This is a genomic window from Pseudomonas sp. LBUM1679, from assembly GCF_059695565.1.
Genome location: NZ_CP166774.1, coordinates 1,015,602 through 1,033,913, shown reverse-complemented (window position 1 = coordinate 1,033,913; position 18,312 = coordinate 1,015,602). Strand labels below are relative to the sequence as shown.

Below are 18,312 nucleotides of genomic sequence, written 5' to 3'. Positions count from 1 at the left end.
GCCAACACGCAGGCATAACCCCAGTGAACTCCCCATGAACACAGTATGGAATTACCGTGATGGCGAAGCCGTGCCCGCGATTGGACCCGATGCCCGTCCTCACCTGTTGCTACGGCGAGCCACGGTGGCGTTGTTGCTGACCTACGCTTTGAGGGTGCTCGACGCCCACGGTGACGTTTCGATTCCGACGTCGTTCGACCAAAACACGTTGCTGCAGCGCGGTATCGATCCGGCGCTGGCGATTTTGCTGATGCAAGCGCCGCAATTCACGGCCGGAAGGCACCCGGTTACGCTTACGGTCAATGGCCAGCGCCATGGCCGGGTCGACGTCACGTTCAATCACGACGGTGCGTTGTGCTTCGATCGCGCCTTGCTTGATGCGGGCAACCTGAGTGTACCCACTCGAACGCTGAACGATGGCCGCTGCCACGACTTCCTCAACACCTCGCCGCAAACCGTCATTGAGCAGGACCCGGCGAGCCTGGGCCTGTCCTTGTTCGTACCCACCGATGCGATACGCCCCACCAGCCGGGATTTCTCTGGCTATCAAACCGGGGGCGTTGCCGGTCTGCTCAATTACGACGTTACCGGTTTGCACAGTCGCTCTGGCGACCAATCGAGTCGTTACGCCTCGGCCAACACCGAACTCGGTTTCAACGCCGGTGACTGGGTCGTACGCAGTCGTCAGGTGCAAACCTGGCAGGACGACGTTTCACGCACGACTCATATCGCGGCATACGCCCAACGCACCTTCGCCAGCCTGGAAGCGGTGCTGCAAGCGGGTCAGATCAACCTCTATAACCCGGTGCTGGCCGGCGCGCAGATCACCGGCGTACAGGTCCTGACCGAGCAAGCCCTGCAGAAAGAAGGACAAAGCGCGATCATTGAAGGGATCGCACACAGTCAGGCGCAGATCGAAGTTCGGCAGAACGGTTCATTGATTCATTCGACTGTGGTGCCTGCCGGCCCGTTTGCGCTCAACAACGTGCGTCGCCTCAATACCCGCTCCGACGTTGAAGTCACGGTCAAGGAGGCCGATGGCAGCGCGCGCAGCTTTACCGTCCCTGCGGCGATGCTCGGCATCGGCTTGCCAGCCCCGGGTTACTCGCTGGCGGCCGGTCAGGTGCGCAGTACCGCTGTCGAACAGGACGGCGATCCCTGGGTGATCAGTGGCGGCTGGAGCGGTGCACTGCACCCGCGGATCCTGCTCAGCGCAGGCCTGACCGGTGCCGCCGACTATCGCGCGGCGGGTGCAAGCGTGGGCCTGTTACCCTCACCCGTCACCCAGGTTCAAGCCACACTGACCGGCGCTGACGCCAGTGGCAAAGACGCCAGTCAGGGGCTCCAAGCCGACCTCAGTGCATCGCATCGCTTGAGCGAACAATGGGCGTTCAATGCAGGCAGTTCTTACCGGACCTTGGGTTATCGGGAGCTGGAAGACGCCGTGTTCGACGGCACTTCAGATAGCAGAAAATCCCGCTACCGCGATCAGCAAAGCGCGGGCCTGTCCTGGTCTCACCCGTGGTTCGGCGCCTTCAGCAGCGGGTTCAGCCGATCAAGCTCGTTCGATGGCCAAAGCAGTAGCCGTGCCCTGGCTTCGTGGGGCACCAACATCGGCGGCGTGTCGGTCTCGGCGACAGCCGAATGGCAGGTCAGCGGCGCGAACCGCAGCGATGACAGCGTTTACCTGAACCTCAGCATTCCCTTGGGTGAAAACCGCCGGGTGCGCAGCTGGGTGCGCAGTTCTGCTGGCGAATACCGCAGTGGTGTCGGCTTGAGTGAACAGATCAATGATCAACTGGCTTACCGGGTCGGCGTTGAACACGACACACGCCACAAGCAGGTGCAGTCCTCCGTCGGCGTTTCGCTGCTACCGCGATACAGCCAGTTGGACCTGAACTACACCCGTGCCGACGCCGAACGTACCAGCTATCAGGCCAGCGCCCGCGGCGGCGCCGTGTTGCACGGCGGTGGCTTGACGCTGTCGCCTTACCCTGTGAGCGACACCTTTGCCCTGCTCTCGGTGGGTGACATGGGCGCGATCAAAGTAACAACGCCCAGCGGCCCGGTCTGGACTGACTGGCAAGGTCAGGCCGTAGTCCCTCAAGTCAGCGCCTACGGTCGCAGCCCCGTCGAAGTCGACACCAAGACCCTGCCGCGCAACGCCGATATCCACAACGGCCTTGCAGTCATTTCGGCCGGCCGCGGTGCCGTCGACAGCATCGAGTTCGGCATCACGATGACCCGACGTGCCTTGCTCAAGGTCACCACAGCCAGTGGTGGTGAACCTCTGCCTCGCGGCGCTGCCGTGAATACCGAAGATGGCGAGTTCGTCACCTTGGTGCAGGACGGCGGCCTGGTGTTTCTGCCTAACGTCCTCGATCCCCGTGCGTTGTGGATCAGCGCGCCGGGACTGGACCGCTGCGAACTGCGCTTCGAATTGCCGGCCGACGCCGACACCGAGGCGTACTTCGAGACTGCCCCCGCCAAGTGCCTGACTCCCTGAGGATGACTTCATGAACCTGTCCCGATCTTTATTGCTGACCATCGTCTCCCTCATGCTGAGTGGGTTCACCCCGTACACCTGGGCGCTCTTGGATGATTGTCAGTTCAATCTGAGCCAGCCGGTGCTCGATTACGGGCTGATGAACCGTGCGATACGTGCCGATTCGGCACCCGAGCGCACCTTGGGCGAGCGTCGCTTGAGCCTTAGCCTGAGCTGTTCAAAACCTGTCGACATGAGCCTGTTTTACAGGGCGATGGCCGCCACCGCCGAACGTTTTCACTTTGCCAACCGCGGCAGCTACCAGGTACGTATTCGCGATGCGGTACTGGATGGCCGCTCGGTGGAGATAGGGATGATTACCCGCGTCGGCCAGCCGCCTGTGCAAACGGCATCGAGCCTGATCTGGCGGCCGGAGCACGGGGTTGTTCCCGTGCAGGCCGGTGTGCCGTTGCAAGGTCGTAGTTTCTCGGCACAGCTGGAGCTGACCGCCTGGGTTCAGGAGCAGGGGATGCAGGTGCGTGACGCAGTCACTTGGGACGCTTCAGGTGTATTCGATGCCGTAGGTGTCGGGCGCACCAGAGAAGTCACCCTGCGCGCCCGTTTCGCTCCGGCAGCTTGCGAACCGGCGCTGACCAATGGCGGCTTGGTCGACTTCGGCACCCTGTCCAAAGATGACCTGAACACCGATAAAGGCACGCGCCTGCCGCCCAAGTCCCTGACATTTAGGGTCAGTTGCGATGCGCCCACTAAATTCGCCCTGATCATGAAGGACAACCGCTCAGGCTCGGCAACGGTCAACAGCGAGATTTACTACGGCCTGAATGTCGATAACCGCAACAACAAGATTGGCCTGTACTCACTGAACACCGACCCGGCCGACGTCAGCGCCGACCACTTCGCCCGCCTCTATCGAACCGACTCCACCACCGGCGGCAATGCCTGGAGTACAGCCAACTCAAGCCCGATACCGATTGGCCAAAATAGCTACCTGGGCTTCACCGACAGCGCCGGCAGCACCTCGGGACCGGTGGCGATTCAGAACCTCACGACGACCGTGGTGGTCGAGGCCGTCATCGCTCCCCTGAACAGCCTCGACTTGAGCACCGCCATCGAGCTCGATGGCTCGGGGACGATCGAGATTATTTACCTGTAACACCCACCCCAATCCTGCTGAAACCGGGGTGCACTGGAGCACCTCGTTACCAGCTAGGAAAACAATCGTAATAGTGAGTAAAAAAAAATGAAAAAGTACTTTGCAGCACTCTCCGCCACCGCCCTGATCAGCGTTGCGCCTTATGCCCTAGCGGCCTCGAGCACTAACCTGAGCGTTACGGGCAAAATAACGCCGTCAGCTTGCACACCCAGTTTGTCCAGTGAGGGCAAGGTCGACCATGGCAAGATCTCGGTGAAGGACCTGCATCAAGGTTCGGATACCCCTCTGCAAGGCGCGACATTGCAATTGACCGTGAATTGCGAAGCTCCAGTCCAGTTCGCGCTCAATCCGATCGATAACCAGCCTGGCACTGCGATGAGAAGTGACATGTACGGTCTGGGCCTGATCAACGGCGATCAGAAGCTCGGGGGATACCATGTACAGATGCAAAATGCGCGGGCGGACGGGAAGGTAGTGAACCGTCTGGTGTCGGCTGATGGCGGCAAAAATTGGACAGCACTTGTCAATGGCTACATGGACGTCGGCTTTCTCTACTCGGCCGGTACTCAAATCAGCGGTACTTCTACCCCTATTGCAGCCAAGGAAATGGTAATGGACATTGCGGTGAAAACTTTTATCGCCCGCGCCGATAGCCTGACCCTGGACGATGAAGTCGCCATAGACGGCTCCATGACGCTGGAAGTGAAGTACATCTAAGCCAGACGCTGAACCGCTCGCCTCACTCATAAAACTGAGCGGTTCAGCACCGATACTCATTCACCCCAAAAGGAGTTCCTGGTGAAATACGCATTGAAGGCCATTGCCGCCACTCTACTGAGCAACCCCTTGACCGGAGGTTGTCACCTCGTAGCCCCCGACATGGCGCACTTCAGATCTTTTCGCTGACCACCTGAACGTACAACGAGCGCCCGGCACCGAGGCCCGCGACAATCGCGCCGAGGCCGATGACGCCGAAAATCCAGCCCAGGGCCGTCCAGCCGCCGGTCCAGTCATGCACGATGCCGACCGCGAACGGCCCCATGGACGCCAGGGTGTAACCGAAGCCTTGGGCCATGCTCGACAGGTTGGCGGCGACATGGGCGTCCCGCGAGCGCAGCACGATCAGGGTCAAGGCCAGGCTGAACGTACCGCCCTGCCCCAGACCCAGCAGGATCGCCCAACCCCACAGGCCTTCGATCGGTGCATAGAGGCAACCGAACAAGCCGCCAAGGGTCAGCAGCATGACGATGACGATCGCCAGACGCTGATCCTTGCCACGAGTCGCCAGCCATGGCGCCGCCAATGAACTCGCCAACTGAACGATGACCGAGCCTGATAGCACCAGACCCGCCTGGGTCGGCGTCAGGCCGCGACCGATCAGAATCGACGGCAACCAGCCGAACACGATGTAGGCCAGAGAAGATTGCAAGCCCATGTAGAGGGTCACTTGCCAGGCCAGTGGATCACGCAACAGACCGCGAACCCGATACGCGACGTTGTGCGCGCCCTGTTTCTGACCCACTTGCGGCAACCAGAAAATCGCCGCGACCAACGCTGGAACTACCCAGAAGCCGAGGCCCAAGGCCCAGCTTTTGTCGAAATGTTCGCTCAAGGGCACGGTCGCGCCAGCCGCCATGGCCGCGCCCAGGCACAGGGCCATGGTGTAGACGCCGGTCATGGTACCGGCCTGTTTCGGGAAGTCGCGCTTGACGATGCCCGGCAGCAATACGCCGATCACACCAATGCTCGCGCCTGCCAGCACGCTACCGGCAAACAGACCGATCTCGCCCAACGAGCTGCGCAGAATGATCCCGCCGGCGAGCATCAGCAAAATCCCCAACACCACCCGTTCGGCACCAAAACGTCGTGCCAGCACGGGCGCCAGGGGGGCAAACAAGCCAAGGCAAAGCACCGGCAACGTCGTCAATAACCCGGCCTGGGCCGCGGACAACCCGAGCGTCTTCGAGACCTCGCTGAGCATGGGTGCCATGCTCGACAGTGCCGGACGCAAGTTCAGCGCCACCAGGATCAGGCCCAGCAATAACAGCCACGGACGGCGCAGGATCGGGTGACTTTGCTGGACCGTTTCGTCATCGGCCTCGGCGTCGATCAGCAATTGTTCGAGTTCCGCCGTGCGCCTGGCTTGGGTGATGTGGCTATTGCTGGACATGGCATTCTCGGTTGCAAGGTTCATTGATCAGCTGCCTCGACAAGGCTTTGGCCCGCTCCGGGTCGCGTTGTTCGACGGCATCGAGCAGTTCGATATGCAGGTCGAACACTGCCTGGCGTCGGGGGCTGATGTTCAAGGTCTGGCGCAAATGCGCGCCGACGATGCTGGAAAAATAGCGATACAACTCGCTGAGGGTCGGGTTGTGCGCGGCATCCACCAGACGCCGGTGGAACACCAGATCGCAGGCGATGTAGGTGTCGAGATCACCGTGGTAGTGACTGCCACTGATGCCCAACGCTTCGCGCAATGCCACCAGGTCTTCATCGGTGCGGCGCAACGCCGCCAGGCCGATGGCTTCGACTTCCAGGATATGCCGGGTCTCCCGCGCCTGCTCATGGGAGCAGCGGGACAAGGCTTTCATCGTGTCCAGGGGGTCAAACACTGCCCGCAGGTAGCTGCCGTCGCCCTGGCGGATGTCGATCAAACCGGAAAAGGCCAGCACGCGCATGGCTTCGCGCACGGTATTGCGGCTGATGCCCAGCTCGGCAGACAACTCAGGCTCGGTGGGCAAGCGTTGGCCAATGCTCCAGACGCCTTCATTGATGCGCTGGCGCAACTGGTCCAGGGCCTGATCGACCAGGGAACGTTTAATTAATGGAGAAATTTCTGACACAGGATCCGCCCTTTCATCCAATCATAGGATGAATTTCCTGACATATTAGTCAGCTTTGTCCGCGAGGGCAACCCGGCATTTCACGGCCCCCCTGTAGGAGCTGGCTTGCCAGCGAAGGCGATACTCCATCCCACATTAACGGTGACTGACACACCGCTTTCGCTGGCAAGCCAGCTCCTACAGGAGGAATGCGTGTTTCTTCAGGCAAAAATAAACCCGGAACCAGGTCCGGGTTTATTTCATTGCCAGGCGTCGATCAATGCAAGATCTGGCTCAAGAACAACTTGGTCCGGTCATTCTGCGGGTTATCGAAGAAGTCGTTCGGCGCCGCCTGTTCGACGATTTCCCCTTTGTCCATGAAGATCACGCGGTTGGCCACGGTGCGGGCGAAGCCCATTTCGTGGGTCACGCAGAGCATGGTCATGCCGTCTTCGGCCAGGCCGATCATGGTGTCCAGTACTTCTTTCACCATCTCCGGGTCGAGCGCCGAGGTCGGTTCGTCGAACAGCATGATTTTCGGTTTCATGCACAGCGCACGGGCAATCGCCACTCGCTGCTGCTGACCGCCGGACAGTTGACCCGGGTATTTATGCGCCTGCTCCGGAATGCGCACACGCTCCAGATAGTGCATGGCGATTTCCTCGGCCTTGCGCTTGGGCATCTTGCGCACCCACATAGGCGCCAGGGTGCAGTTCTGCAGGATGGTCAGGTGCGGGAACAGGTTGAAGTGCTGGAATACCATGCCGACTTCACGGCGGACCGATTCGATCTGCTTGAGATCGTTGGTCAGCTCCACGCCATCGACCACGATACGGCCCTGCTGGTGCTCTTCCAGACGGTTGAGGCAGCGGATGGTGGTGGATTTGCCGGAACCCGACGGGCCGCACAGGACGATTCGCTCGCCCTGCTTGACGTTCAGGTTGATGTCCTTCAACACATGGAACTGGCCATACCACTTGTTCACGCCCTGCATCTGAATAATGCCTTCAGGGCTCACAGGCTGTTTGATCGCTTCACTCATAAACTACGCTCCTAACGCTTGTGGCCAGTGTCCAGCTTACGTTCCAAATGCATGGAGTAGCGGGACATACCAAAACAGAAAATCCAGAACACCAGGGCCGCGAACACATAGCCTTCAGTGGCCATGCCCAGCCATTTCGGATCGGCAGCGGCTTGCTTGACGCTGTTGAGCAGGTCGAACAGGCCGATGATGATCACCAGGCTGGTGTCCTTGAACAGCGCAATGAAGGTGTTGACGATGCCGGGGATCACCAGCTTCAGGGCTTGCGGCAGGATCACCAGGCCCATGCTGCGCCAGTAGCCCAGGCCCATCGCCGCGGCCGCTTCGTACTGACCTTTGGGAATCGCTTGCAGACCACCGCGCACCACTTCGGCCACGTAGGCCGACTGGAACAGGATCACGCCGATCAGCGCCCGCAGCAGTTTGTCGAAGTTCATGCCTTCGGGCAGGAACAACGGCAGCATCACCGAGGACATGAACAACACCGTGATCAACGGCACGCCGCGCCAGAATTCGATGAAGGTCACGCAGACCACCCGAATCGCCGGCATGTTCGAACGCCGCCCCAGCGCCAGCACAATTCCCAGTGGCAATGCACCGGCAATGCCGACGGTGGCGATCACCAGGGTCAGCATCAGGCCGCCCCATTGGCTGGTCGCCACGGCGCTCAGGCCGAACACGCCGCCGTGCAGCAGGCACCAGGCGATGATCGGGTACAGCACCAAAAAGCTCAGCCCGTACACCGCTTTACGCGGGAAGCGCGAGATGAACAACGGGGCCACGCCGATCACCGCCAGCCACACGGTCAGGTCCACGCGCCAGCGCAGGTCCACCGGGTAGTAGCCGTACATGAACTGGCCGAAGCGCTGCTGGATGAACACCCAGCAGGCGCCTTCTTTGGTGCAGTCGGCCTGGCTGGTGCCCACCCAGTTGGCGTCGAGGATCGCCCAGCTCAGGATCGGCGGGACCACCAGGTAGATCAGATAGAACGCGAACAGGGTCAACAGGGTGTTGAGCCAACTGGAGAACATGTTGGCGCGCATCCACGCCACCACGCCGATACTGCGGTTCGGCGGTGGCATGTCAGGTTTGAAAGTATGAGTACTCATGCGCTTTTCCTTACCGCTCGATCAGCGCAATGCGCTTGTTGTACCAGTTCATCAGCAGGGAAATGCTGATACTGATCGCCAGGTACACGCTCATGGTGATGGCAATCACCTCGATCGCCTGCCCGGTCTGGTTCAGCACCGTACCGGCAAACAACGAAACCATCTCCGGATAACCGATACCGGCCGCCAGCGAGGAGTTCTTCGCCAGGTTCAGGTATTGGCTGGTCAGCGGCGGAATGATCACGCGCAGGGCTTGCGGGATGATCACCTTGCGCAGGGTCGGACCGTTGCGCAAACCCAACGAGTGCGCCGCTTCGGTCTGGCCGTGGCTGACCGACTTGATGCCCGAGCGCACGATCTCGGCGATGAACGCCGCGGTGTACACGGTCAGGGCCAGGGTCAGCGCCAGCAGTTCCGGGATCAGCACCCAGCCACCGACGAAGTTGAAGCCCTTGAGCTGCGGCATTTCCCAGTGCACTGGCGCACCGAAGATCAGTGCGCACAGCGCCGGGATCAGCACAAACAGCGCCAGGCTGGCCCAGACCTTGTGGAACGGCACGCCGGTCGCTTCGAAGCGTTTGGTGGCCCAACGGTTCACCAGCACGATGGCGACAATGGCCACGACAATGCTGGCCACAAACGGCCAGAAACCGTCCGCCGCCAACGCGGCCGGCATGTTCAAACCGCGGCTGCTGACGAAGAAGGTGTCACCGAAGTTATGGCTGTTGCGCGGTCCCGGCATGGTCAGGAACACCGCGAAGTACCAGAACAGGATCTGCAGCAGCGGCGGAATGTTACGGAAAACCTCTACATACACCGTCGCCAGCTTGGCAATGATCCAGTTCTTCGACAGCCGTGACACGCCGACGATGAACCCGAGGATCGTCGCCAGGATCACGCCGATAAAAGTCACCAGCAGTGTGTTGAGCAGGCCGATGACAAACACCCGGGCATAGCTGTCCGATTCGGTGTAGTCGATCAGGTGTTGAGCGATGCCGAACCCGGCACTGCGCTCCAGAAAGTCGAAACCGGAAGTAATGCCCCGGTGCTGAAGGTTGGTCTGCGTGTTGTCGAACAGGTACCAGCCCATCGAGACCACCGCGACAATGGTGATGATCTGGAATAGCCACGCACGCACTTTTGGATCGCTGAGGCTGAGCCTCTGCTTTGGTGCGCCGATTGAATTTTGCATGAAGTGCCCCGCAAAGAATGGAACAGAACATCACCCGGCGGTTGGCCCACCGGGTGATAGAACCATCAGCGCACTGGTGGTGCGTATTGAATGCCGCCGTTGTTCCACAGAGCGTTCAGCCCGCGGTCGATGGCCAGTGGCGTGCTCTTGCCGAGGTTTTTCTCGAACACTTCACCGTAGTTACCCACTTGCTTGACGATCTGCACGACCCAGTCTTTCTTCACTTTCAGGTCTTTGCCGTATTCACCGTCAGCGCCCAGCAGACGAGCAACGTCCGGGTTCTTGGTGGCTTTGGCTTCAGCTTCGACGTTTTTCTGGGTGATGCCCATTTCTTCAGCGTTGAGCATGGCGAACAGGGTCCACTTGACGATGCTGAACCACTCTTCGTCGCCTTTACGCACGACCGGGCCCAGGGGCTCCTTGGAGATGGTTTCCGGCAGAACGACGTAGTCGGTCGGGGTGCCCAGCTTGCTGCGTTGTGCGTAGAGCTGGGATTTGTCGGAGGTCAGCACGTCGCAACGACCGGATTCCAGCGATTTGGCGCTTTCATCGGAGGTGTCGAAAGTGATCGGGGTGTATTTCAGACCATTGCCGCGGAAGTAGTCGGAAACGTTGAGCTCGGTGGTGGTGCCGGCTTGAATGCAGATGGTGGCGCCGTCGAGCTCTTTGGCGCTCTTCACGCCCAGCTTGTTGTTCACCAGGAAGCCGATGCCGTCGTAGTAAGTCACGCCGGCAAACACCAGGCCCATGCCCGAATCGCGGGAGCTGGTCCAGGTGGTGTTGCGCGACAGCACGTCGATTTCGCCGGACTGCAGCGCGGTGAAGCGCTCCTTGGCGTTCAGTTGACTGAATTTGACCTTGGTCGCGTCGCCGAACACGGCAGCGGCCACAGCACGGCAGACGTCGGCGTCGATGCCGATGATCTTGCCAGTGGAATCCGGCACCGAGAAGCCCGGCAGACCGTCACTGACGCCGCACTGTACGAAACCTTTTTTCTGCACTGCATCCAGGGTCGCACCCGCCTGAGCGAACCCACTGACGCCGAGCACTGCGGCTGCAGTCACGACGGCCAGGGTGGATTTCAACATCTTCATTCAAACCTCCAGTTTTGCTCTTGTTGTGTCGGAGCGTAAGTCCTGTCGCACCCTTGTGAGGCGTTGTAGACCCATGTTGGCTTTTTTTTGGGTCAACCGACGTCGGACCTGCGCCATGAGTCTAGTAGGAGAAAATCCACAGCATGGATAACTCACTTCTCACCAATCGGCCGAACGGGCGGTAGCCCTTTCACGTTCGCGAAGCCCGTAGCGGCCACTGGCGAACATCCATCACCGGATTTTTTGCTATCCCACAGCCAGCGGTACACTGATAGTGTTACCGCCAGGCGCGGGATCGGTTGTACCGATTTCCCATAGCAAAGCCCGTACCAGAGCGCTTAGGAAAGCGCTTAAGCGACAGGTCAATAGCAAAACTTGTAGCCTTGCGACATCTTCTTAACTGATCAACCAGACGCGCCCCCAGATCTCGCACTTAATGAGAGCGCACGCACATATATGGAGCACCCATGACCGAGCCCTTGATTCTAGAACCCGTCAAGCCCGCAGACGCCTGCGTTATCTGGCTGCACGGCCTGGGCGCAGACCGCTACGACTTCCTGCCGGTGGCCGAAGCGCTACAGGAAACACTGCTGACCACCCGCTTCGTTTTCCCTCAGGCACCGACCTGCGCCGTGACCATCAACGGTGGTTACGAGATGCCGAGCTGGTACGACATATTGGCCATGAGCCCCGCGCGCGCGATCAACCGCGAGCAGCTGGAAGAGTCTGCCCAGAGGGTTATCAATTTGATCGACGTGCAGCGCGCCGTCGGTATAGAAGCCTCGCGGATATTCCTGGCAGGTTTTTCCCAGGGCGGTGCCGTGGTATTGCACACCGCGTTTGTGAAGTGGCAGGGGCCGTTGGGTGGCGTACTTGCCCTCTCGACTTATGCACCGACCTTCAGCGACGAACTGGAGCTTTCCGCCAGCCAGCAGCGCACTCCCGTGCTGTCCCTGCACGGCCAGTACGACGACGTGGTGCAAAATTCCATGGGCCGGACCGCCTACGAGCATCTGAAGCAGCGTGGTGTCACCGTGACATGGCAGGAATACCCAATGGGTCACGAAGTGTTACCCGAGGAGATTCGCGACATCGGCGTCTGGCTCGCCGAGCGTTTGCGTTAACGGTTCAGGTGAAAAGCAGCCCATTGATCCATCCCACTACGCCGCGCCTGATTCTTGCATTACACTGGCCGGCGTATATTCCTTAATCAATTGATGAGATGACCGTGCTCAAAGCACTCAAGAAAATGTTCGGTAAAAGCGAGACTGAGCAACTCGCGCCAGTCTCCAGCGCTCCGTCTCACATCCCCAGCCACCGCACCGACGGTAATCAGCCTGGCCGGACCGCACCCATAGCGGCACCGAAGCACGCGCCGCTGACCCCATCGGCCACCCCCTCTGCCCCGGCCATCGCCGCCGAGCAGCCGCGCAGCGAAGCGCCGAAACCCGCAAAACCGCGTCGAGAACCCAAGCCAAAAGCGCCGGTCATTCCCTGGAAACTCGAAGACTTCGCCGTCGAACCCCAGGAAGGCAAAACCCGTTTCCACGATTTCAAACTCGCCCCCGAACTGATGCATGCCATCCAGGACCTGGGCTTCCCGTATTGCACGCCGATCCAGGCGCAGGTGCTTGGCTTCACCCTCGCGGGCAAAGACGCCATCGGTCGCGCCCAGACCGGCACCGGCAAAACCGCTGCATTCCTGATCTCGATCATCACCCAATTGCTGGAAACCCCGCCGCCTAAAGAACGCTACATGGGCGAACCGCGGGCGCTGATCATCGCGCCGACCCGGGAATTGGTGGTGCAGATCGCCAAGGACGCGGCCGACCTGACCAAGTACACCGGCCTCAACGTCATGACGTTCGTTGGCGGCATGGACTTCGACAAGCAACTCAAAAACCTCGAAGCCCGTCATTGCGACATCCTCGTCGCCACTCCGGGCCGTCTGCTGGACTTCAACCAGCGCGGCGACGTGCACCTGGACATGGTCGAAGTCATGGTCCTGGATGAAGCCGACCGGATGCTCGACATGGGTTTCATCCCACAAGTGCGTCAGATCATTCGCCAGACGCCGCCGAAGAACGAACGTCAGACGCTGCTGTTCTCCGCGACCTTCACCGAAGACGTGATGAACCTGGCCAAGCAATGGACCACCGATCCGTCGATCGTCGAGATCGAGTCGCAGAACGTGGCCAGCGAAAACGTCGAGCAGCACATCTACGCCGTGGCCGGTGCCGACAAGTACAAACTGCTCTACAACCTGGTCAACGACAACGGTTGGGAGCGGGTGATGGTGTTCGCCAACCGCAAGGATGAAGTGCGACGCATCGAAGAGCGTCTGGTACGTGATGGTGTCAATGCCGCGCAGCTGTCCGGCGATGTGCCGCAGCACAAACGCATCAAGACCCTGGAAGGTTTCCGCGAAGGCAAGATTCGCGTGCTGGTCGCCACCGACGTGGCCGGTCGCGGCATTCACATCGACGGCATCAGCCATGTGATCAACTTCACCCTGCCGGAAGTCCCGGACGACTACGTGCACCGCATCGGCCGTACCGGTCGGGCCGGCGCCGAGGGTGTATCCATCAGTTTTGCCGGCGAAGACGACTCCTACCAGCTACCGTCCATCGAGGCGCTGCTGGGCCGCAAGATCAGCTGTGAAACGCCTCCGACGCATTTGCTGCGGGCGGTAGAGCGCAAGCGCCCGTAACCCAGGCGTATTGAAAAAAGGCGCAGCCGGAAACGGACTGCGCTTTTTTTTCGCTTGCATATTGCCCGATGAAACTAAAAGTCCATAATGGACAAATTAGTTTACCCGCTTTCGGAGCCGACCATGTCCAGTACGCCTTACGTGATCACCCAACACCAGGCCCGCGAGCTGCTGGCACAGGTCGATGTGCCACAGATTCTGCGCAAACTGTTCTGCGACCTGGCCGCCGGGCAAGCGGTGCAACCGGCGCAACAACTGGTGGAGTTTCCCCAGGGCGCTGGCGATTTCATCAACTATTTGGGCGTGTTGGCCGCAGAGGGTGTTTACGGCGTCAAGACCTCACCTTACATCGTGCGCGAACAAGGTCCACTGGTGACGGCCTGGACGCTGTTGATGTCGATGCAGACCGGTCAGCCGCTGCTGCTGTGCGATGCCGGCGAACTGACCACCGCCCGCACTGCGGCGACGACGGCGGTAGCGGTCGATGCCCTCGCGCCGCTGAAGGCGCAGCGCCTGGCGATTATCGGCAGTGGCAAGGTGGCCCAGGCGCATCTGCACTACGTCAAGGGTCTGCGCGACTGGCAGAGCATCAGCCTCTACTCGCCGGGCCTGAGCGGCAAGAATGCCCAAGCACTGGCATCGCTGCGAGCCCTCGACCCACGCCTGACCATCGTCGACAGTCGCGAGGCGGCCGTTCAAGACGCCGATGTCATCATGCTCTGCACCTCGTCTGCAGGCCCGGTGATCGACCCTTCAAACTTGAGCAAACCGGCACTGATCACCTCCATCAGCACCAACGCCCCGCGTGCCCACGAAGTGCCGCCGCAAAGCCTCAATGCTATGCAGGTGTTCTGCGACTATCGCCTGACCACTCCGGGTTCGGCCGGCGAGATGCTGATTGCCGGTGAACAGCATGGCTGGGACAAGGGCTCGATCATCGGCGATCTGCCCGATCTGCTCAGCGAAAAAGTCCAGCGTCCGGACTACGACCGTCACGTGTTCTTCCGCTCGATCGGCCTGGGCCTGGAAGACATCGCGCTGGCCAATGCCATCTACCACCTGCAGCACTAACACCACGAACCCCCGACACCACAAACCCCTGTAGGAGCTGACGAGTGCAACGAGGCTGCGATCTTTTGATCCAGCCTTCAAAAGCACAGTCAAAAGATCGCAGCCTCGTTGCACTCGTCAGCTCCTACAAGGGATCTCCACAATTTCGGCATTTGCGCTTGACAGGAGACGTTCATGAGCCAGGCAGACTTCATCATCATCGGCGGCGGGATTGCCGGCGCTTCCACCGGCTTCTGGCTGTCCCGGAACGCCCGGGTGATCGTGCTCGAACGCGAATCCCATCCGGCTTACCACTCCACCGGACGTTCGGCTGCCTTGTTCACCGCAGCCTATGGCACACCTCAAGTCCGGGCGTTGACCCAGGCCAGCCGTGATTTCTTCGACGCCCCACCCGCCGGTTTCTGCGAGCACCCGCTGCTGACCCCGCGCGGCGAGATGACCGTGGATTTCACCGGCGATCCGGCCGAGTTGAACAATCAATACCTGAGCGCCAAAGCCACAGTGCCCGAGATGCAACTGCTCAGCGCCGACGAAGCCTGTGCGCGCCTGCCGATCCTGCGCCGGGAAAAAGTCCACGGCGCGATCTACGACCCGACCGCCAGCGATATCGACACCGATGCCTTGCACCAGGGTTACCTGCGCGGTATCCGCCGCAATCAGGGTGAAGTGCATACCGACAGCGAAGTCCTGAGTCTGACCCGTGATGCCGAAGGCGTGTGGCAGGTGCAAACCAACGGCCAGACGTTCAGCGCCCCGATCATCATCAACGCCGCAGGCGCCTGGGCCGACAAAATCGGTGAACTGGCAGGTGCCAGGCCACTGGGCCTGCAACCGAAGCGACGCGCGGCCTTCATTTTCGCTGGCCCCGAAGGCGTGGACATCCACCACTGGCCAATGCTGGTCAGTCTCGACGAATCGTTCTACATGAAACCCGACGCCGGCATGTTCCTCGGCTCGCCGGCCAACGCCGACCCGGTAGAACCCCACGACGTGCAGCCTGAAGAGCTGGACATCGCGATGGGCATCTACCAGATCGAAGAGGCCACCACCCTGACCATCCGCCGTCCGACCCGAACCTGGGCCGGCCTGCGCAGTTTCGTACCTGACGGTGATCTGCTGTCCGGTTTCGATCCGCACGTGCCCGGGCTGTTCTGGGTCGCGGCACAGGGCGGTTACGGCATCCAGACCTCGCCCGCCATGGGTCAGGCGAGCGCGGCGCTGGTTCGCGGTGAAGCCTTGCCCGAGCCACTCACACGCTTCGGCCTGAACGCCGCCATGCTCTCCCCCGCTCGCCTGGGCTGATTTGCGTCCTCGGGTGACGTCTCGCCACGATTGCGGCAAACTTCCAGCACCCTGTTTCACAGGGTGCCGATGCTGCCTGGAGCTCCACTATGAACGCCCACGAACAAGATCCGGCCCTGGATGCCTCTGCGCCGGCAAGTTCGCCGCTGGACAACTTCCGCGCGATTGCCGATGCCATCGCCACGCTGTTCTTCCCTCATGCCGAAGTGGTGTTGCACGATCTGCGCACGCAAAAGGTCGACTACATCGCCAACAACCTGTCGAAACGGGAAATCGGTGACGATTCGGCACTGGAGGACATGCTCAGCGACGACATCAGCGAACGCAACATCGGGCCGTACGAAAAGCTCAATTGGGATGGCCAGAAAATTCGCAGCCTCAGCAGTGTGCTGCGCGACAGCGAAGGTCATCCGCTGGCCGTGCTGTGCATCAATCTGAATATTTCGCTGTTCGAGAATGCCAAGGCGGCACTGGATCTGTTCCTGTCACCAAGCAAGTTGATTCCGCAGCCGGACTCACTGTTTCGCGATGACTGGCAGGAGCGGATCAATACCTTCCTCCACGCCTGGCTGCGCGAGCGTCAGCTGAGCCTGAACCTGCTGACCCGCGACCACAAACGCGAACTGGTGCTGGCCCTGCACGCCGAGGGCGCCTTCAAAGGCAAAAGCGCCTCCAACTATGTGGCGAACGTGCTGAACATGGGGAGGGCGACGGTGTACAAGCATTTGAAGGAATTGAAGGGCTGATACGAATAGGCAGGTTCCACGCAGGTCATGCGATTCGATGCGACCCGAATCCGTAGGAGCCGGCTTGCTGGCGAATAGGCCCTGAAGACTTGCGGTGATTTTTTGGCCGCCTTCGCTGGCAAGCCAGCTCCTACAGGGTTCCATGCATGTCACGGGATTTGACGCGATTCCGGATCTGTAGGAGCCGGCTTGCTGGCGAAGGCGGCCTCAAGATCGCCATCGCCGCCAAGCCGACCGCCCACAGAATCAGCGGTTATTCCAATGCCGAGGCCGGCCCGAAGAACTCGTAACGGCTTTGCTTCTCCGGCACACCCAGCGCTTTGAGGTGGCGCTTGACCGCCGTCATGAAACCTTTGGGCCCGAGGAAGTAAGCATCCAGGTCGCGCTGCTGCGGCAACCACTCGCCCAGTTGCTCCTGGCTCAACAGCCCGACCTTGTGCGCCGCCGGACTGACCCCGTCATCTTCGTCGTAGCAATAGAAGCGCTTGAGCTGCGGATGACGCTCGGCCAAGCCGTCGATCCAGTCGCGGAAGGCGTGGACGCTACCGTTGCGGGCACAGTGGATAAAGTGCACCGGGCGCTCGGTGGCCAGCGCGGCTTCGAGCATCGGCAGGGTCGGGGTGATGCCGACGCCGCCGCTGATCAATACCAGTGGCTTGTCACTGGCCGTCAGGGTGAACTCGCCCGATGGCGGGAACAGCTGGATGCTGGAGCCGACGTGCAGTTGATCGTGCAGGTGGTTGGAAGCGCGACCGCCCTCTTCGCGCTTGACGCTGATGCGGTATTGGCCTTTATTGGCCAGGGCCGACAGTGAATAATTACGGCGAATCTCTTCGCCATCGAGGATCAGCTTCATGCCGATGTACTGGCCAGGCTCTGCCGCCAGAATCGCGCCTTTGTCAGCCGGTTCGAAATAGAACGAGGTAATTTCCGCGCTCTCTTCAACCTTGGCCACCACGATGAATTCCCGCGCCCCGCGCCAGCCGCCCGGGGCCTGTTCTTTCTGATCGTAGATGCTGGTTTCGGCACCGATCAGAATGTCGGCCAATTGACCGTAAGCAGCGCCCCAGGCCGCCATCACTTGCGGCGTGGCGATCTCGTCACCCAGCACTTCGGAGATGGCTCGCAGCAGGCAGCTGCCGACGATCGGGTAGTGTTCCGGCAGAATCTGCAGGGCCACGTGCTTGTTGATGATCTTGGCCACCAGGTCGCCCAGTTGGTCGAGCTGGTCGATGTGCCGCGCGTACATCAGGACGCCGTTCGCCAGGGCACGGGGCTGATCGCCGCTGGCCTGGTGGGCCTGGTTGAACAACGGGCGCACCTCCGGGTATTCGGAGAGCATCATGCGGTAGAAGTGAGTGATCAAGGCTTCGCCACCGCTTTCCAGCAACGGCACGGTAGACTTGACGATTGCACGGTCTTGAACGCTAAGCATTAAGTGACTCCTGAGCGACGGGTATCTAATTGGATGCCCTAGACTTATCAGTTTTCATGCCAACAATTAAATCGTTATAAATCAATAGTTTGAAAATAAAATAGTCATAACGACATAGCCAGGGTTATAG

15 protein-coding genes are annotated in these 18,312 nt (G+C 60.4%); 8 read left to right on the top strand and 7 right to left on the bottom strand.

Annotated features, from left to right (window positions below):
* The first annotated feature begins 34 nt into the window (after positions 1-34).
* The 3 genes from ACA062_RS04695 to ACA062_RS04685 all read left to right on the top strand — a co-directional run bounded on the left by ACA062_RS04695 (position 35) and on the right by ACA062_RS04685 (position 4,376).
* Positions 35-2,506, top strand: coding sequence for a fimbria/pilus outer membrane usher protein (locus ACA062_RS04695; RefSeq protein ID WP_497455409.1), 2,472 nt, complete (start codon positions 35-37; stop codon positions 2,504-2,506).
* 10 nt (positions 2,507-2,516) lie between these two features.
* Positions 2,517-3,659, top strand: coding sequence for a DUF1120 domain-containing protein (locus tag ACA062_RS04690; protein WP_497455408.1), 1,143 nt, complete (start codon positions 2,517-2,519; stop codon positions 3,657-3,659).
* A gap of 87 nt (positions 3,660-3,746) precedes the next feature.
* On the top strand, positions 3,747-4,376 hold the full coding sequence (locus ACA062_RS04685; RefSeq protein ID WP_497455407.1) for a DUF1120 domain-containing protein: 630 nt from the start codon (positions 3,747-3,749) through the stop codon (positions 4,374-4,376).
* A gap of 172 nt (positions 4,377-4,548) precedes the next feature.
* Here the strand turns inward: ACA062_RS04685 and ACA062_RS04680 are convergent, their stop codons facing one another.
* The 6 genes from ACA062_RS04680 to ACA062_RS04655 form a co-directional block, all read right to left on the bottom strand.
* Complete coding sequence (locus tag ACA062_RS04680; RefSeq protein ID WP_497455406.1) at positions 4,549-5,853, bottom strand: CynX/NimT family MFS transporter; 1,305 nt, start codon at positions 5,851-5,853, stop codon at positions 4,549-4,551.
* Positions 5,816-6,502 (bottom strand): FadR/GntR family transcriptional regulator, encoded by a 687-nt coding sequence (locus ACA062_RS04675; RefSeq protein ID WP_497455405.1) that lies wholly within the window; start codon positions 6,500-6,502, stop codon positions 5,816-5,818. The genes ACA062_RS04680 and ACA062_RS04675 overlap by 38 nt, the downstream gene beginning before the upstream one ends.
* Before the next feature lie 256 nt (positions 6,503-6,758).
* A complete protein-coding gene (locus tag ACA062_RS04670; protein WP_064676004.1) occupies positions 6,759-7,523 on the bottom strand; it encodes an amino acid ABC transporter ATP-binding protein in 765 nt (254 codons plus the stop codon).
* An 11-nt stretch (positions 7,524-7,534) separates the two neighbouring features.
* Complete coding sequence (locus ACA062_RS04665) at positions 7,535-8,632, bottom strand: amino acid ABC transporter permease (protein ID WP_497455404.1); 1,098 nt, start codon at positions 8,630-8,632, stop codon at positions 7,535-7,537.
* Positions 8,633-8,642: 10 nt separating this feature from the next.
* The gene (locus tag ACA062_RS04660) at positions 8,643-9,824 is read right to left on the bottom strand and encodes an amino acid ABC transporter permease (RefSeq protein WP_497455403.1); all 1,182 of its coding nucleotides are present in this window, start codon (positions 9,822-9,824) and stop codon (positions 8,643-8,645) included.
* A gap of 65 nt (positions 9,825-9,889) precedes the next feature.
* Positions 9,890-10,918 (bottom strand): amino acid ABC transporter substrate-binding protein, encoded by a 1,029-nt coding sequence (locus ACA062_RS04655; protein WP_307338855.1) that lies wholly within the window; start codon positions 10,916-10,918, stop codon positions 9,890-9,892.
* 467 nt (positions 10,919-11,385) lie between these two features.
* Between ACA062_RS04655 and ACA062_RS04650 the strand changes: the two genes are divergently transcribed.
* The 5 genes from ACA062_RS04650 (at position 11,386) to ACA062_RS04630 (ending at position 16,747) form a co-directional block, all read left to right on the top strand.
* Positions 11,386-12,042, top strand: a complete 657-nt coding sequence (locus ACA062_RS04650) for an alpha/beta hydrolase (protein ID WP_497455402.1) — start codon at positions 11,386-11,388, stop codon at positions 12,040-12,042.
* Positions 12,043-12,140: 98 nt separating this feature from the next.
* On the top strand, positions 12,141-13,628 hold the full coding sequence (gene rhlB / locus ACA062_RS04645) for an ATP-dependent RNA helicase RhlB (protein ID WP_497455401.1): 1,488 nt from the start codon (positions 12,141-12,143) through the stop codon (positions 13,626-13,628).
* Between the two features lie 123 nt (positions 13,629-13,751).
* Positions 13,752-14,699, top strand: coding sequence for an ornithine cyclodeaminase family protein (locus ACA062_RS04640; protein WP_497455400.1), 948 nt, complete (start codon positions 13,752-13,754; stop codon positions 14,697-14,699).
* Between the two features lie 174 nt (positions 14,700-14,873).
* Entirely contained in the window at positions 14,874-16,001 is a 1,128-nt protein-coding gene (locus tag ACA062_RS04635; protein WP_497455399.1) for an NAD(P)/FAD-dependent oxidoreductase, read from the top strand.
* 89 nt (positions 16,002-16,090) lie between these two features.
* Positions 16,091-16,747 (top strand): helix-turn-helix transcriptional regulator, encoded by a 657-nt coding sequence (locus ACA062_RS04630; protein ID WP_497455398.1) that lies wholly within the window; start codon positions 16,091-16,093, stop codon positions 16,745-16,747.
* A gap of 253 nt (positions 16,748-17,000) precedes the next feature.
* Here the strand turns inward: ACA062_RS04630 and hmpA are convergent, their stop codons facing one another.
* The gene (gene hmpA, locus ACA062_RS04625; RefSeq protein WP_497455397.1) at positions 17,001-18,182 is read right to left on the bottom strand and encodes an NO-inducible flavohemoprotein; all 1,182 of its coding nucleotides are present in this window, start codon (positions 18,180-18,182) and stop codon (positions 17,001-17,003) included.
* Positions 18,183-18,312: the final 130 nt, after the last annotated feature.

Coding starts and splice junctions, on each gene's coding strand:
- ACA062_RS04695 (WP_497455409.1), top strand. CDS start 35: ATGAACACAGTATGGAATTACCGTGATGGCGAAGCCGTGCCCGCGATT.
- ACA062_RS04690 (WP_497455408.1), top strand. CDS start 2,517: ATGAACCTGTCCCGATCTTTATTGCTGACCATCGTCTCCCTCATGCTG.
- ACA062_RS04685 (WP_497455407.1), top strand. CDS start 3,747: ATGAAAAAGTACTTTGCAGCACTCTCCGCCACCGCCCTGATCAGCGTT.
- ACA062_RS04680 (WP_497455406.1), bottom strand. CDS start 5,853: ATGAACCTTGCAACCGAGAATGCCATGTCCAGCAATAGCCACATCACC.
- ACA062_RS04670 (WP_064676004.1), bottom strand. CDS start 7,523: ATGAGTGAAGCGATCAAACAGCCTGTGAGCCCTGAAGGCATTATTCAG.
- ACA062_RS04665 (WP_497455404.1), bottom strand. CDS start 8,632: ATGAGTACTCATACTTTCAAACCTGACATGCCACCGCCGAACCGCAGT.
- ACA062_RS04660 (WP_497455403.1), bottom strand. CDS start 9,824: ATGCAAAATTCAATCGGCGCACCAAAGCAGAGGCTCAGCCTCAGCGAT.
- ACA062_RS04655 (WP_307338855.1), bottom strand. CDS start 10,918: ATGAAGATGTTGAAATCCACCCTGGCCGTCGTGACTGCAGCCGCAGTG.
- ACA062_RS04650 (WP_497455402.1), top strand. CDS start 11,386: ATGACCGAGCCCTTGATTCTAGAACCCGTCAAGCCCGCAGACGCCTGC.
- rhlB (WP_497455401.1), top strand. CDS start 12,141: ATGACCGTGCTCAAAGCACTCAAGAAAATGTTCGGTAAAAGCGAGACT.
- ACA062_RS04640 (WP_497455400.1), top strand. CDS start 13,752: ATGTCCAGTACGCCTTACGTGATCACCCAACACCAGGCCCGCGAGCTG.
- ACA062_RS04635 (WP_497455399.1), top strand. CDS start 14,874: ATGAGCCAGGCAGACTTCATCATCATCGGCGGCGGGATTGCCGGCGCT.
- ACA062_RS04630 (WP_497455398.1), top strand. CDS start 16,091: ATGAACGCCCACGAACAAGATCCGGCCCTGGATGCCTCTGCGCCGGCA.
- hmpA (WP_497455397.1), bottom strand. CDS start 18,182: ATGCTTAGCGTTCAAGACCGTGCAATCGTCAAGTCTACCGTGCCGTTG.